This is a genomic window from Oscillatoria salina IIICB1 (assembly GCF_020144665.1).
In the GTDB taxonomy this organism is placed as follows: Bacteria; Cyanobacteriota; Cyanobacteriia; order Cyanobacteriales; family SIO1D9; genus IIICB1.
Window position 1 is genome coordinate 16,773 of sequence record NZ_JAAHBQ010000044.1, and the last position, 16,298, is coordinate 33,070.

The following is a 16,298-nucleotide window of genomic DNA, read 5'->3' on the forward strand; positions in this document are numbered from 1 at the left end:
TAAACTATTTCGTTTCAATCCCTCATAGGGATTTTAGCTGATTTCAACATTCCTGCATCAAGATACCCGGTCATAACTGTTTATCGCGTTTCAATCCCTCATAGGGATTTTAGCTGATTTCAACTTTCATTTAACACGGCGATCGATTCTATCTCACTAGTTTCAATCCCTCATAGGGATTTTAGCTGATTTCAACTTGGATAAGCCGATAAAAGCTTATTCCATAACTCGTTTCAATCCCTCATAGGGATTTTAGCTGATTTCAACGCTTTTAAAACTTGCGATCGCTATCGATTCTCTAAATGTTTCAATCCCTCATAGGGATTTTAGCTGATTTCAACATGCTAATGCAAAAGGCAGAATTGTCGATTTTGAAGTTTCAATCCCTCATAGGGATTTTAGCTGATTTCAACGCATTTCTGCCAGTAGATTAATTCATCCTCTAGTGTTTCAATCCCTCATAGGGATTTTAGCTGATTTCAACAACTTAGAAAGAGCTTTATTTGTTGGTGATGCCTCGTTTCAATCCCTCATAGGGATTTTAGCTGATTTCAACGGATTGTGATAAGCCACTATCGGATAAAGAAAGTGCCCGTTTCAATCCCTCATAGGGATTTTAGCTGATTTCAACATTGATTCGATATTGCGTCCAATTCAGTTAGTAAATGTTTCAATCCCTCATAGGGATTTTAGCTGATTTCAACAATTGAGATTTTACCAAGATCGGCGATCGCCCGATCGCCTAACTGTGTTTCAATCCCTCATAGGGATTTTAGCTGATTTCAACATCCGTTTTACGATCAACTAATCCCTAATCAATTTTCGCGTTTCAATCCCTCATAGGGATTTTAGCTGATTTCAACTTCCAGCCAGCGCTGCATAATCTCCTGGGTGAGTTCCGTTTCAATCCCTCATAGGGATTTTAGCTGATTTCAACAATGGGAAACTTCTTCCTCCTCTGGGTCAACATAGTTTCAATCCCTCATAGGGATTTTAGCTGATTTCAACAAAAAAATGGCAAACCCTAATCAATCTGCTTACGTTTCAATCCCTCATAGGGATTTTAGCTGATTTCAACTGTAATTTGCAGTAATCAGCGAGGCGTTAAATTTGGTGTTTCAATCCCTCATAGGGATTTTAGCTGATTTCAACTTTGAAAATATATCTCTAAAGTCAGCTATGGAGTGGCTTAGTTTCAATCCCTCATAGGGATTTTAGCTGATTTCAACAGGGCGATCGACATAATGCACTGTGGCACTACCGGTTTCAATCCCTCATAGGGATTTTAGCTGATTTCAACGATCACAGCCTTTTTCTGAATCGCAGCTTTGATGGTGTTTCAATCCCTCATAGGGATTTTAGCTGATTTCAACAGATCGCTTACTAATTAACTTACTAACTTGCTTTGTTTCAATCCCTCATAGGGATTTTAGCTGATTTCAACATACTTGAATGCTAGATAAGCCCCACCTATTGCCGCGTTTCAATCCCTCATAGGGATTTTAGCTGATTTCAACATCAAAAAGTTTATCGCAATCATCAACTGAATAAAGTTTCAATCCCTCATAGGGATTTTAGCTGATTTCAACGCTGAAAGCCCTTATTGGTTAATGGGTAATTGAAATGTTTCAATCCCTCATAGGGATTTTAGCTGATTTCAACCATGCCCCGAACATATCATTTGACCTAAATAATGCAGTTTCAATCCCTCATAGGGATTTTAGCTGATTTCAACTCTTCAAGCGATTTGCACTTACTCACTGAGTCACGTTTCAATCCCTCATAGGGATTTTAGCTGATTTCAACAGCTTTTCTGATCTGTTGTCCTAGTCCCGTGATATCGTTTCAATCCCTCATAGGGATTTTAGCTGATTTCAACTAGTTAACGACACCAACAAGGTTCAAAAATTGTAGTTTCAATCCCTCATAGGGATTTTAGCTGATTTCAACTTAAATCTATCAGTTGAGTCGATTAAATCTTTTCAGTTTCAATCCCTCATAGGGATTTTAGCTGATTTCAACCATAAATTCTATCCGCTTTCCGATCTGCTTTTCTGAAGTTTCAATCCCTCATAGGGATTTTAGCTGATTTCAACAGCGATTTTAAAGCTGCCGATATTATAAAAGTCACGTTTCAATCCCTCATAGGGATTTTAGCTGATTTCAACTATTTTCCCTTAGTTGATTAATTTTTTTATCGATGTTTCAATCCCTCATAGGGATTTTAGCTGATTTCAACAAACTGCGGGCTTTGGAAACCGTTGATATATTTAGTTTTCGAGGTTCATTTCTGCGAATCTGTTTGAATTGTATCATTTGGCGAAGGAAATAGCAAGCCCAAATCGCTGAAAACCTTACCAAATAAGGGTTGCGGATCGTTTTTAACCAAAAAATACTTCTAAGCATTGCACTACATAGGTTCCAGCGATTTTTTTCTCTTAGCGATTTTGTACACCTACCCATCCGCAGATTAAAGGCAAATTTTCCCGGCTAGAAACCGCCATCGCAACCGCCTGCGTCTCCGCCGCCACCTGCGTCTCCGCCGCCACATTCGCCACCACTTGCTTCGCCACCGCTAAAGCCACCAAAGTCGCCACCACCTTCACCGCCGTCGCGAGCATCGGAATTCCAAAAGTAACTACTAGAAGTATAGTTATTTCTGCCTTGGCGTTGACTTCCCTTGGTCTTGGAAGAGTTGCTGGCGATCGCCACAATCGCGACAAAACCAATTATCATTAATATTACTAAAAATCCCATCGGAATTATTTGTTTACTTACTATCTACCCAAAGCAAAATTGCTCGAAATATCAAAGCAATTTTTTCTAGTCTGACATTGATTTTCTGGCGTTGCAGGGAGATAGGGTAAAGATGTAAAACTTCTTTAAATTAAACAACTCTCTACAAAGAGAGATGACATTGAAGATCGTGCTATTTAATCTGGTAGCGTCGCAAGTAGAGAGCGATATCGCCCTATGAAGAGTTTAATTACGACTCCGAAACCCCAACCGACGCCAACTCCAGTCCCTCAACCGACGCCAACTCCGAAACCCCAACCAACCCCAACACCGATACCGCAACCTGTTCCGACACCGACTCCTCAACCAGTTCCCACACCAGAACCGCAACCAATTCCCGAACCGAAATAAAATAGTTTAGGATGGTTTACGAACCTTGTTAAGACTAATATGCTGAGAGCTGGAATTGTCGGACTACCTAATGTTGGTAAATCTACCTTATTTAATGCTTTAGTTGCTAACGCGAAGGCGGATGCAGCTAATTTTCCTTTTTGTACTATTGAACCAAATGTGGGTGTGGTTGCTGTCCCGGATGAACGTTTGAATGTCTTAGCAAAAATTTCTGATTCTCAGCAAATTGTCCCGACTCGCATTGAATTTGTGGATATTGCAGGTTTGGTGAAAGGTGCGAGTCAGGGAGAAGGTTTGGGAAATCAATTTTTGGCTAATATTCGGGAAGTGGATGCGATCGTTCATGTGGTACGTTGTTTTGATGATGAGAATATTATCCATGTTTCCGGTTCTGTCGATCCTGGGCGAGATATTGAGGTAATAAATTTAGAACTTGCTTTGGCAGATTTGGCTCAAGTTGAGCGCCGAATTGAACGAGTACGCAAGCAAGCGCGGGCGAATAAAGATGCTCAAGTAGAATTGGAATTATTACAAAGAATTAGTGCAGCTTTAAATGAAGGTAAATCGGCGCGTCAGGTGAGTTTAACTGACGAGGAAGAGGTTACGGTTAAGCCTCTCGGTTTACTGACGAAAAAACCAATTATTTATGCAGCTAATGTTGCGGAAGACGATTTAGCAACGGGGAATGATTGGGTTGAGGAAGTTCGCCAAGTAGCTAAGCAAGAAAATGCCAAAGTTGTTGTAGTTTCGGCACAAGTGGAAGCGGAGTTAGTTGAGATTCCAGAAGAGGAAAGAGCCGATTATTTAGAATCTCTGGGTGTTGAAGAAGGTGGCTTGAAATCATTAATTGGTGCAACTTATGAGTTGTTAGGTTTGCGGACTTATTTAACCACAGGAGAAAAGGAAACTCGCGCTTGGACGATTAATGCTGGAATGAAGGCACCACAAGCAGCAGGAGTGATTCATACTGATTTTGAACGCGGTTTTATTCGTGCAGAAACGGTGGCTTATGAGGATTTGGTTGCGGCTGGTTCGATGGCTGCGGCACGAGAAAAAGGTTTACTTCGTAGTGAAGGAAAAGATTATGTTGTCCAAGAGGGTGATGTAATGTTGTTTCGATTTAATGTTTAATTAACCTCAAAGGAGGATTGACAAAAATGAATTCTCTCGTCGGTTTGCTGATTGCTTGGTTGGTTACGGCGGTGGCTTTATTAATTGTTTCTAAGCTACCTACTGGTGTGGAAATTGATACTTTTAATAAGGCTTTGATTTCCGCAGCAGTTTTTGGCTTGTTAAATGCTTTAGTGCGTCCGATTTTGTTCGTGGTAACTTTTCCAATTACGCTGTTAACATTGGGGCTTTTCTTGATTATTCTGAATGCGATTATTTTTGGTTTAGCAGCTTATTTTGTCCACGGTTTTCGCTTGCGTTGGGGTGTTTGGAGTGCTTTGATTGGTTCAATTGCGTTGGGAATTATTAATTCTTTAATCTATAAGCTAATTGGGGCTTTATAGGAAGAAGAAAAGGGCGATTGATTTAGTTCAATCGCCTAATTTTTTAACTCGATGTTTGGGCTTGTTTGAGTTTGGAGAGTAAAATTGAAAGTCGGATAATAGCAAAACAAAGTAAGCTGATTACTAGAATACCAGCTAAGAGTGGTAAGGCGATCGCCAAAATTGATAAGCCTGTGGAGGTGACTAATTCAATTGTGGCAAAAATTGGATTCCCTAAGCCTCCTGTTGTCCCCGTAGACGCAATCCGGGTAAAATTACTGAGTATTTCGACAATCCCAGCCGCACCACCACCTGCGATCGCGGCTACTGTCCATTGTACCCACGGATCTACTTCTGTCCCTAATGTAGAAGCTGTAATCAGCATACCAGCTACTACGGCTGTTGGAGCGGCGATCGCATCCAGGAAATGATCCAACACTGGAACGTAATAAGCGACAATCTCGACGACAGTGGCGATCGCAAAAGCAATCAATGCTGGATAAGTTCCCATCCAAGCAAATTCTGGCGCTAATGTCAAGTGTCCGTAGATCGCGGCTAAACTCATCACCAGTGGTGGTACAAATACCCGAAAACCACAAGCGGTACTTAAACTAACACCGAGACAAATTGCTAAAAAAGTTTCCATATTTTTCTACTTAAATTCTCTCTAATCCCTCGTTGGCTACAAATATAAAGTTTCGGTAAAGCTTAACTATAGCCGAAAATGAGTTAGTTCTTGACATCCTCATTTTCGGAAAACCTTGCTAGCATAGGCTTCGATCGTTGTTTATTCTTCACTGTTTACTGTTCGCTGCTATAGCTTATTTATAAAGATTCAGTAAAGATATCTTTTTGCCTATTTCAATAGATCTACGGATAAGTAAAATTCAGATACATCAAGAGAAGAGAAATTTCACTTAGTAGGGAAAATTTCTCAGTTAAATAAAAATTTACATTTCATTAAACAGTTTAGTAGGCAATGTCAGATTTTGCCTACTACTAAAGAAATAAGCAATTGGAGGGATGAAAATTATGTCACTCGCACGCAAGCTGGCAATTAGTGGTTTAGTTTCCGCGATCGCTGCGATCGCTGCGATCGCTACAATTAACCCAGCAGACGCAGTATCATTATATTCAGTTACAGATTTAGGCGATTTTCGCCCCTTAGATATCAATGATTCTGGTCAAATTATCGGCATTTCTAACAATCAAAATTTCCTTTGGGAAAACGGTAATTTCACCAATTTAACTAACATTGGTGCAACCGCAATTAATAATAACGGTCAAATCGTTGGCGTAGTTAATGGCGATTTGCTTCTCCAAGAAGCCAATGGAGAAATTAAAACCTATGCTGCACCTACCTGCTTCGATACATATATTTGTCCGTATTTAGAAGCCTATGATATTAACGATAAAGGTGAGATAATTGCCAAATCTGTGAATGTACCTTTTACCTCAGATCAATTAGCTCTTAATTTTGTTGATGCAAACGGAAACTTAACTACTTTAGACTATTTTTACTATCCTTATCTGTTAGCTGGTGCTGCTTTAAATAACAATAGTCAAGTAGCTTATACTGGTATTTATCGTTATGGTAGTAATGCTTTTGTTTGGGAGGAAGATACAACTACCCAACTATCTTTTCCAGATATAAGTCAATACATTTGGGCAAAAGATATCAACGACCAAGGTAAAGTAGTTGGGTGGACAGGTTACATAGGCTACAGTAATTATTATGGAACTTATGCTAACGCTACTTTATGGGAAAATCCCCTAGAAAATCCCAATGGAGGAATTAATTTAGGTAATCTCGGCGGCGTTTATAGTGTTGCCAATGCGATTAATAATTTAGACCAAATCGTAGGAACTTCCGATACTTCTCCCGGTAGTGAATTACAAGCTTTTCTCTGGGAAAAAGGAACCATGTTTAACTTGAATAACCTACTGTTAGAAGACTTAGATTTTGATTTGTCTAGTGCATATTTAGTAAATAACCAAGGACAAATTGTTGCTAGCAGTAATGTTGATGGAGAAAATCGTTACTATTTGCTGACACCAGAAAATAATTCTAAGCCAGTACCCGAACCAAGTTCGATTTTAAGTTTATTAGCTTTTGGTAGTTTAGGTGTAGCAAGTTCGTTGCTGAAGCACAAATAATTGTTAAATTGTGTTAGGCGATCGCGGAAACTGTCACAATTATTACTCAACTGGCTAGCCGCAAAGTTAACCTAGACACATCAGTTTAGGTAATACTAGCTATGGTTACGGAAAAGTTTCGCTATCAGTTGCGTCAGGAAGCGCAATTGTGGCGATCGCAAAATTTAATCGATTCCGAGTTATACGAACATTTAGCTACTCGCTATCAATTTGCCGAGCTCGATACAGCCGCCAAAAATCGCTTTGTCATGGTATTAATCGGCTTGGGAAGTGTTCTTCTCGGCTTGGCTGCAATTACTTTTGTCGCCGCTAATTGGCAAGTTTGGAATCGAGAAGTTAAAGTTTTGTTACTGATGAGTTTGTTTGTCCTCGTCAATGGGGCAGGTTTTTATCTTTGGCGTAGTCGCCGCGATCGCTGGCAAACTCGTCTCGGACAAGGTTTACTATTATTGGGATCGCTAATTTTGGGCGCCAATATGGGGCTAATGTCCCAAATGTTTCACCAAAGTGGGTCAGTTTATCAACTGTACCTGGTGTGGGGATTAGCAGTGTTAGTAATGGCTGCTAGTTTACAGTTGACTTTGTTAGGAATGGTGGCGGTAATTCTCACTGGAATTGGCTATTGGTTAGGAGTACCAGATCTATTTCGTCCCGGACAAATTAGTATCTATGAGTTAGCTTTGCATCATATGCCTTTATTGGCAAGTTTGCTATTTATTCCCTTAGCTTATTGGTGTCGATCGCGCTGGATTTTTGGGTTAGCCGCAGTTTTGGTAACTGCTTCCCTAGAAATGAATTTAATCTGGCAAATGAATGAATTTAGCGATGTTACTTTTATGCGGGGAATAATTGCCGCGATCGCTACTGCCACACCTGGTGCTTTATTATGGGCTTATCGAGATTCTTTCTGGCTTTTTCATCCTGCTGAATCTCCTAATTTCGGTTCGATTTCTCGCGGTTTAGCTGTTTTCTTCCTCGGCTTACTCTTCTATGTCTTTTCTTTCCACTTTTTCTGGAACTATAGCCCCCAATTCTTCTTCCTCGAAGGCAAAATTACTTCGTTAGATTTGCTAACCTTGGTCGATGCTTTTATTTTGGCAGGTTTAGCTATTTTTGCTTGGGTACGACTGGGACACGAAAATCATAGTCGTTTTGGTTGGCAAATTGACCTTTCCAGCACCGTTATTGCGGCAATGATTTTAGTAAGTTCAGCGTTAATTTACTACCAAGTAACTAGCGGTGAGTTAGGCGCGATCGCAACTTTTATTTTCAATGTTTTCTTCTTCCTTATCGCCGCAGGTTCAATTCGTGAAGCCTTAACTGAAGCTCAACGTAAGGGATTTTGGTTTGGGATTGTTTTGCTAGTCTTGCAAATTTTTACCCGAATGTTTGAGTACAATACCGAATTAGTTTTTAAAGCAATTGTTCTCTTTCTCTGCGGAATCGGAATTATCGTCGCTGGACTTTGGTTCGAGCGTTATTTACGCAATTTACCCCCTAGTGCAACAGTTACAAACGAATCATGAATAACACCCAATCACCAACAAATTCTCACCCAAATTGGCGCTTTTTAGTCCCCCTAGCTTGCCAAGCTTTACTAATTTTAGCCATACCTGCACGAGCAGTTTACACGAGTGTTACTGGGGAAACTGTCGTTTTACAAACTGTACCCGTCGATCCTTACGATTTCCTGCGAGGTTATTACCAAACTCTTCGATATGATATTTCTCGTCAGGAGAATTTAGATAAACTTCCTGGTTGGGATGAGTTACCAATTCAACGTAACGGTGATTATACTTATCTCGAAGAAGGAACTCGCTTTTATGTCATCATGGAAGCACCGGAAAACTCAACCGCAACTGTTAATCAACCTCCTCCTTGGAAACCCGTTGCAGTTAGTTTAAATCATCCCGATAATTTACCTGAGAATCAAATCGCTCTCGAAGGAGAATATCGCTATGGTTGGATTGACTACGGACTAGAAAGATATTATATGCCTGAAGACCGACGAGAGGAAATTAATGCTGATATTCGGCAAGTTAATCTAAAACCAGGCGAACAAAGAGCTTTTGTGGTAGAAGTCAAAGTGGATCGTTTTGGCGATTCTGTACCCGTTAGTCTTTGGGTTGAATCTCGTAACTACCGCTTCTGAGTTGGTTGTTCTTTGATGGAAGATTGAATTTAACTAAAGGGGGGTGAAACCCTCCTTTTTTTTTCGTTGGGAAAATAGTATAATTTTGCTAACACCTTATAGGCGCACACCTTTTCCATTATTAATAATTTTATAACAAAAATGATCTAAATGTCAAGACAAAAACGGGTGTAAATATGTATTAAAAAATACAATAATTTTAGTTAAATTTGGCGGTTAAGGCGGCTGGATCTCGCGGAGAAAAAGTTGTCAAAAAAACTTCGATCAACAATTTGTAAAATTTTTGCTCGCGTGTTACCAAAAAAAGGTATAGGTGGTTAATGAGTCTAAAGAAACTGAAAGCGATCGCCGAACATAACCCAAAATCTTACCCAAGAAAAACCAATGGAATTAACCCTCAAAGTTATTCGAGATACTGTTTTCAAACAGCAACCAATAGACAGCACCCAGATCGAAGATCCCAACGACAAATATGAAATCGATGCCGGAGCAGAGCTAGTTCTGCATAGTTGGGCAAATCTCGCCGAAGAAGAAGGACACCTCCGGGTTGCCTTCCTCGAAAATACTTTTAACGGGAGAAATACCTGGTACGCTTATATCGGTCACGTAGAAATTTGGCAAGACGACACCAAAATCTTTCCCGACCCACCACCACCGCCACCACCGCCCGTCTCAATCTTAGTCAAAGACGTAAAAGCTTGTACCACGTCCGTAGTCAAAAAATTAGACAGGCAAATCATCGAAGAGATGAATCAAATTATCCCCAACGCCCTCGTCAATTTTGAAGACTTAAACGTCCTCAACGGACCTGCGGTTTGGGCGCTACTGCAACCACCAGCTAAAGCCGCATTACAAAGGGCGATTCAAGACCGAGGTTTGCCGATGACAATCAACTCAGCTTATCGAACGATCGCTCAACAATTAATTCTCTACAACCATTATCGCAACCGTCGGTGTGGCATACCCGTTGCAGCTTATCCTTCCCGAAGCAACCACCAAAGCGGTTTAGCCATTGATATCCAAGATTACTGGAGTTGGCGACCTTATCTGGAAAGACGCGGTTGGCGATGGCTAGGTCCTCACGATCCAGTACACTTTGACTATGTAGGTGGAGGAACTCGCGATATTCGTTCTCTAGCGGTGTTAGCTTTCCAGAGAGTTTGGAACAAATACAACATCAACAATCGCATCGCTGAAGATGGCGATTACGGTCCGATCACCAATAGCAAACTAAACTATAGTCCCATTGAAGGTTTTGGTACTTCCATTCGTCCCGACAACGGAGGAGACATACCTTACCGAATCTTGCGTCTCAGCGATCCCTTTATGCAAGGTCCCGACGTGAGTATCGTCCAAAAAGCGTTAGCAGATGCCGGATTTAACCTGATTGTCGATGGACTTTATGGACCAGGTACTCAAACAGCAGTCAAGCAATTCCAAAGTCGAAAAGGTTTGGAAGTTGACGGTATTGTTGGACCTGCAACTCGCGCCCAACTGGGATTATCCGGGAATAAACAAGTCGGACAAAGTTCTTTTGTCTCGGTCGATCTAATCAGTCAAACACAGGAAATAAGCCCGATTCAGGAGCAAAATTTTGAATCATAATGCGATCGCAACAGCAGGGTTTGGCTACGAAAAGACTTCCTCAAATTGACGGAAACCCCTATGATTTTGTAAGTTTTCCAGCTAGTAACTGTAAATTTTACCGGGGGCAAAGTATTTTGAACATCACAGTTGAAGGTGTAACCGCAGATTACCTAACTCCAGAAGCTTTGGAATTTCTGGAGTATGTTGAAGAACTAATCGCCCAGAAAGCTAATCGAGGTAAACAAATGGGACGGATATTTATTTCAGCAGGTCACGATTTAAGAGATCCAGGAGCAACAGCTTTAGGAACCACAGAATCGTTGGAAATGAGAAAAACCCGCGATTTAATTGTTCAAGAATTAAAAAAGCTAGGAATAGAATATCTCTCTGTTCCTGATACTCTTTCCTTAAGCCAAACAATTCGCTGGATCAATGCTAATTCACTTCCAGGAGATGTTGCTTTAGAAATTCATGGTAACGCTTTTAACGGTAACGTTCGAGGTGCAGAAATTTTTTATATTGCTACTAACTTTCAGCGTCGCCAAGATGCCCAATTAATGCTTGATGCGTTACTGGATGCAGTTCCCGAACTTCCCAGTCGTGGCGTGAAAGCAGATACGTCCTCTCAATATAGAAGCGGTTTAGGTTTTTGTCGCCAAGTAGCAGTTGCTTCTCTGTTGATGGAATTATGTTTCATTGATAATCGTCAAGACTTGGATTTGTTGCAAAGAAAGCGCGATCAATTTGCCAAAGGAATTGTCAAAGGTTTAATCGAATGGAGTGGGCAAACACCAAAATATCCTGAGTATCCAGTAATCAATATTCGCATCAAGGATAACGATTATTTAGAAAAGGGGATTTTGGTTAATAACAATTCTTTTATTCCTACCGATCTCGCAGAATTGTTAGGTTTTCAGGTCACGGATAAACCAGAAATTCGCCAAATTAGTTACGGTGGAATTGTCTATTTTAAGGCGGTAGACCTTCAGCAATTTAATGTGGCTGTTAGTTGGGAAAATCCTACTAGAACGGTAATTCTCAACACAATTACTCACACTGAAGTAGAAGCCCTCGATCAAATTATGCGCGATGGTATAGCAACAGAAACACAGTTAAAAACACTTCTTGATGAAATTAATCCTGAAGCTTTGCAAAAGTTTGCTGATTTACCGAAACTATACATCGAAGAAGCAGACATTGAAAATGTGAATCACGATGTTGCTTTTTGTCAGATGTGTTTAGAAACTAATTATTTGCGGTTTGGTGGTAGGGTAAAACCAGAGCAAAATAATTTCTGTGGTTTAGGTGCAATTGATGGTAATGCAAATGGGGCTTCTTTCAGCGATCGCCGCACTGGAGTAAAAGCTCATATCGAGCATCTGAAAGCTTATGCAAGTACAGATTTGATTGTGCAGCAGCCAATCGTCGATCCTCGTTTTAAGTACGTTCCGCGAGGTGTAGCGCCCTCAGTGTACGATTTAGCAAGGCGTTGGAACCCAGATCCCGAATACGGTGAAAAAATCATGATGTTAGTCAAGCGACTACACGGAGTGTTCTAAACCGAATGGCGATCGCCTTGAGTAAAATTGTGAGTGTGTGGCGATCGCTACTTCATTTCTCATCAGAATCCGATCGACTCTCAACTAGAATTTGCCAAGCTTAATAACCCCGAAGAAACTCAACTCTTGCACAGATAGCTCTGGAGCGAGGCAAATTTTTCCGAAAAGCCTCAAAACGTTCACAAGTTTTTCACAAAGCTTAGGTTAAGATATCACTTCATGACTTAATTTAAAGCGACGTTGCTAGCAACGTAGTCTGAGATTTGATTTATGAGAATATTGTTAGTAGAAGATGACGAAATACTTGCTCAAAGCCTTAACACGGCCTTAAGCGAACAAAATTATGTAGTTGACATCGCCAGAGATGGAGAAGAAGGTTGGGAATACGCTCAAGCCTTTACCTATGACTTAATCTTGTTAGATGTCAGCTTACCCAAGCTCAACGGAATTGCTTTGTGTCGGCGGTTGCGAAAGGAAAATTATCATAGTCCAATTTTGCTGTTAACAGCCAGAGATGCTAGTGAAGATAAAGTAGCAGGGTTAGATGCAGGAGCAGATGATTATGTCGTCAAACCTTGTACGATCGCCGAGTTATTTGCTCGCCTTCGCGCTTTGTTACGACGACGCAGCGCTTCTGGTGCGCCTCTGTTAGAGTGGGGAGAACTGCGTTTAGATCCGAGTTCTTGTGAAGTTACTTATCAAGGAACAGCCGTCAATGTTTCGCCCACCGAGTATGGCTTGTTGGAGCTATTAATGCGCAATCCGAAGCGAGTTTTTACCAAAAGTGCGATTCTCGAACATTTGTGGTCATTTGAAGATCCTCCCAACGAAGATACAGTACGAGCGCATATTAAAGGTTTGCGACGCAAGTTAAAAAAAGCCAATGCAGGTGACGCGATCGAAACTGTGTATGGTGTCGGTTATCGTCTGAAACCTTTATCAGAAAGTGAAGTATCGAAGCAAGATCGGACATTGAGAGCGGTAGCTGAAGCTTGGAAAAAATTTAAAGAGCCGATTTTAGCGCGTGTAGAGACAATCGCCGCAGCGAGCTCAGCATTAGCTTCTGAAAGTTTGAGCGAACAACTGCGGCAAAAAGCAGAACAAGAAGCTCATAAATTGGCGGGATCGCTGGGAATGTTTGGTTTTAGCGAAGGCTCTCATCTCGCGCGCGAAATTGAAACTTGGTTGATTAAATTAGGGGCGAAAAATTCGGGATTGGGTAATCTTGACAGTAGCGATCGCGCGACTAAACCGATCTCGCTTCTAGGAACAGATTTGCAAATCGAGGATTTACAAGCCTTGATAATGCGGTTGCGTCAAGAGATCGAACAACCAGCACCCACCACCTCAGATCCTCAACAAACAATAGTTATCGCAGAAGATTTGCCCGATGCTCCCTTAGTATTGCTAGTTGACGACGATCGCGCCTTAAACAATCAGTTACAACAAGAAGCTTTAAACTGGAATCTACGCCTGGAAGTAGTAGAAACTATCGAGCAAGCCAAAGCCTATCTCGCTCGAAAAGTGCCCAATTTGGTAATTCTCGATCTGATTTTTCCCCCGAATCCTCATGAAGGTTTATTGTTACTCGAAGAACTCACCCAACAATATAGCGAACTACCTGTGTTAGTGTTTACCATGCGCGATGACTTTCACGATCGCGTCGCTGTTGCTCGTTTGGGGGGGAAAGCCTTTCTGGCTAAACCTGTGGCTGCAACCCAAGTTTTAGAAGCCGCAGTAGATTTGTTGCAAAATCAACGTACTAAAGAAGCTACTATCCTCGCTGTTGACGACGATCCGATTATTCTTCAGACTTTAAAACAAATCTTGACTCCTTGGGGAATTGAATTATGCACTGTACAAAATCCCCTCAAATTTTGGGAAATTTTTGAAAAAACTAGCCCAGATTTATTGATTCTCGATGTAGATATGCCCGACATTGATGGACTCGAACTTTGTCAAGTAGTGCGTGGCGATCGTACCTGGCATGGTATACCAATTTTATTTCTTTCTGCTCATCGCTCTCGCGAAGTTATTAATCAAATTTATGAAGCAGGTGCAGATGACTACATCGCTAAACCAATCGTCGAACCCGAATTAGTCGCCCGCATTTTTAACCGACTAGAACGTACCCGACTACTACGTAGTTTAGCTGAAACCGACGCCCTGACTGGAGTTGCTAATCGTTACCGCTCGACAAGAGAACTAAATCGCTATTTTCGTCTTGCCCAACGTTACCAGCAACCAATTTCTTTAGCACTCCTCGATTTAGATAATTTTAAGAATGTTAACGATCGCTATGGTTACGCTACAGGCGATCGGGTTTTACAGAGAATTGGACAAATTTTGCGTCTCAATTTCAAAAGTGAAGATATTGTTGCTCGTTGGTACGGACAACAATTTGTCATCGGAATGTATGGTTTGAATCAATTAGAAGCCAAACAACGACTTGAAGAAATTTTAGAACTTATTCATCAAGAAATTTTTCTGGTCGCAGGCAAAGAACCCCTGCAAGTTACACTTAGTATAGGAGTAGCAGAATATCCTCAACATGGGATTGAGCTAGATAAATTATATCGAGCTGCGGACGCAGCTTTGGTTCGAGCTAAACACTTTGGCAGTTCGGGAATTGTTCTCTACAGTTTTTAACTGCCTGTTTAATCTAGTGCGTAAAACGTAACAAATACGCTTTAGCATATCTTTGTGAATTGAGTTGAGACATTTTACTTTACTTAAAGTAAAAATAACACTTTGTTCCTCATCACTGAGTCGATCGCACTCGTGAATTTTCGCATAAATTTTGTAAAGAGCTTCAGCAAGCTGAATCTTCTCCTCTTGAGATAAATTCTGATCCTCGATGTTCATAGTGCTTGCCTCAAATTATTACTTTTTCTACAGTAATTTAAAAATGTGAAAATCTTGGGAAGGTTAGTAATTTTCTTAGTTTTAGTCTACTAATTCCAGTAAACCACAGGAAAAGTTAATTAACTCAATTTCTTCTTAAAAAAATCTAAATTTTTTGCCAGTTTTGTTAACTTAAATACACTTGACAACCTAAATATTCAATAAGTTTTAAGCTTTCACTCAATTTGGCGATCGCCAAATCAGAAATCCACCAAATCAACTACTCATTACTAACAGCAAACTGGATTTAGCAGTAAAAGTTCCGCTTTTTCCGCATCTACAGGCTCAGAAAAAAAATATCCCTGCATTAGCTTGCAGCCGAGGAGTTTAAGTTGTGCTAACTGAGTAGCATTTTCCACTCCTTCAGTAATAGTTTGAACGCCCAAACTACGAGCAATAATTTCAATACTCCGAATCAAATCCCATTGGTGCTGTGAAACAAAAGAACGGTCAATCTTTAAAGAATCTATCGAGAGCTGATATAAGCGAGAAAGACAAGAATAACCAGTACCAAAATCATCAAGATAAATTTTAATACCTAAATCCTTAAGTTGTCCCAAAGCCGCGATCGCCTCTTCTGAATCACCCAAAGCCGAACTTTCCGTAACTTCCAACCTTAAAGTTTCCGGAAAAATATCCATCTCTTGACAAATAAGTTCGACTCGTTTCACAAAATTTCCATCCAGCAATTGAGACGTAGAAACATTTACACTAACCGTCAAAGCCTGCTTTCTCGGAAACTTATTTTGCCACTGACGCAACTGAAAACAAGCTTCCCTTAGTACCCAAATTCCTAACTCATGAATTAGTAAAGTTTTTTCCGCGATCGGAATAAACTCAACTGGAGACACCAAACCACGTCTCGGATGTCGCCATCGCAGTAAAGCCTCAAATCCAGTAATAGTTTCACTTTCTACACACACAATCGGCTGATAGAAAACCTCAAACTCTTGATTTTTCCAAGCGGAGAGCAAATCAACTTCCAACAGCAGACGATCCATCTCAGCACGGGAAATAATCTCCAACAAGGAAATATCTTCCTCATTAAATGCCGCCGATAGCCGCACCAAACGATCTGCATTCTTCGCCGCAATTTGCAACAATAGTTGACCCTTCTCGGTTTGGGGATCGAGTTTGCCAGTGAGCAACAAACCCAGTGCTGCTTTAATTGATGTTAAAGGAGAACGCAGTTGATAGCTCAAAATGCTCGTAGAGTTATCTGGCTCGATTTGTTCATCAATCATTTTCATGCTGGTAGCTCGCTAGAAAGTAGAGTGAAGTTAAATGAAATTAGTTCAT

General features: G+C 40.8%; 12 protein-coding genes and 1 CRISPR repeat array (1 of these 13 only partly in view). Of the genes, 9 read left to right on the plus strand and 3 right to left on the minus strand.

Annotation, left to right across the window (positions count from 1 at the left end):
- A CRISPR array of direct repeats spans positions 1–2,239; the repeat unit is 37 nt; unit sequence GTTTCAATCCCTCATAGGGATTTTAGCTGATTTCAAC; it begins 1,594 nt to the left of the window's first position.
- A 251-nt stretch (positions 2,240–2,490) separates the two neighbouring features.
- Entirely contained in the window at positions 2,491–2,757 is a 267-nt protein-coding gene (locus G3T18_RS14365) for a hypothetical protein (RefSeq protein ID WP_224411253.1), read from the minus strand.
- 216 nt (positions 2,758–2,973) lie between these two features.
- Here G3T18_RS14365 and G3T18_RS14370 point away from each other — a divergent pair, with 216 nt between their 5' ends.
- The 3 genes from G3T18_RS14370 to G3T18_RS14380 are packed head-to-tail and all read left to right on the plus strand — an operon-like array spanning position 2,974 to position 4,661.
- Entirely contained in the window at positions 2,974–3,147 is a 174-nt protein-coding gene (locus tag G3T18_RS14370; RefSeq protein ID WP_224411254.1) for a hypothetical protein, read from the plus strand.
- Between the two features lie 39 nt (positions 3,148–3,186).
- A complete protein-coding gene (ychF, locus tag G3T18_RS14375; protein ID WP_224411255.1) occupies positions 3,187–4,278 on the plus strand; it encodes a redox-regulated ATPase YchF in 1,092 nt (363 codons plus the stop codon).
- Positions 4,279–4,304: 26 nt separating this feature from the next.
- Positions 4,305–4,661: a phage holin family protein gene (locus tag G3T18_RS14380; RefSeq protein WP_224411256.1), complete on the plus strand. Its 357-nt coding sequence runs from the start codon at positions 4,305–4,307 to the stop codon at positions 4,659–4,661.
- Between the two features lie 43 nt (positions 4,662–4,704).
- On the opposite strand, the gene G3T18_RS14385 is transcribed toward G3T18_RS14380, so the two are convergent.
- Positions 4,705–5,286: a DUF4126 domain-containing protein gene (locus tag G3T18_RS14385; protein WP_224411257.1), complete on the minus strand. Its 582-nt coding sequence runs from the start codon at positions 5,284–5,286 to the stop codon at positions 4,705–4,707.
- 386 nt (positions 5,287–5,672) lie between these two features.
- On the opposite strand from G3T18_RS14385, the gene G3T18_RS14390 reads away from it, so the two are divergent.
- The 6 genes from G3T18_RS14390 to G3T18_RS14415 all read left to right on the plus strand — a co-directional run bounded on the left by G3T18_RS14390 (position 5,673) and on the right by G3T18_RS14415 (position 14,744).
- Positions 5,673–6,797, plus strand: a complete 1,125-nt coding sequence (locus tag G3T18_RS14390) for a DUF3466 family protein (RefSeq protein ID WP_224411258.1) — start codon at positions 5,673–5,675, stop codon at positions 6,795–6,797.
- Between the two features lie 101 nt (positions 6,798–6,898).
- A complete protein-coding gene (locus G3T18_RS14395; protein WP_224411259.1) occupies positions 6,899–8,323 on the plus strand; it encodes a DUF2157 domain-containing protein in 1,425 nt (474 codons plus the stop codon).
- Positions 8,320–8,949, plus strand: a complete 630-nt coding sequence (locus tag G3T18_RS14400; protein WP_224411260.1) for a GDYXXLXY domain-containing protein — start codon at positions 8,320–8,322, stop codon at positions 8,947–8,949. Before G3T18_RS14395 ends, G3T18_RS14400 begins: the two co-directional genes overlap by 4 nt.
- A gap of 384 nt (positions 8,950–9,333) precedes the next feature.
- On the plus strand, positions 9,334–10,554 hold the full coding sequence (locus G3T18_RS14405; protein ID WP_224411261.1) for a peptidoglycan-binding protein: 1,221 nt from the start codon (positions 9,334–9,336) through the stop codon (positions 10,552–10,554).
- Between the two features lie 116 nt (positions 10,555–10,670).
- Positions 10,671–12,095, plus strand: coding sequence for a hormogonium tapered terminus morphoprotein TftA (gene tftA, locus G3T18_RS14410; protein ID WP_318013977.1), 1,425 nt, complete (start codon positions 10,671–10,673; stop codon positions 12,093–12,095).
- A 270-nt stretch (positions 12,096–12,365) separates the two neighbouring features.
- Positions 12,366–14,744, plus strand: coding sequence for a response regulator (locus tag G3T18_RS14415; protein WP_224411262.1), 2,379 nt, complete (start codon positions 12,366–12,368; stop codon positions 14,742–14,744).
- 485 nt (positions 14,745–15,229) lie between these two features.
- On the opposite strand, the gene G3T18_RS14420 is transcribed toward G3T18_RS14415, so the two are convergent.
- Positions 15,230–16,249, minus strand: coding sequence for an EAL domain-containing protein (locus G3T18_RS14420; RefSeq protein ID WP_224411263.1), 1,020 nt, complete (start codon positions 16,247–16,249; stop codon positions 15,230–15,232).
- Between the last annotated feature and the right edge of the window lie 49 nt (positions 16,250–16,298).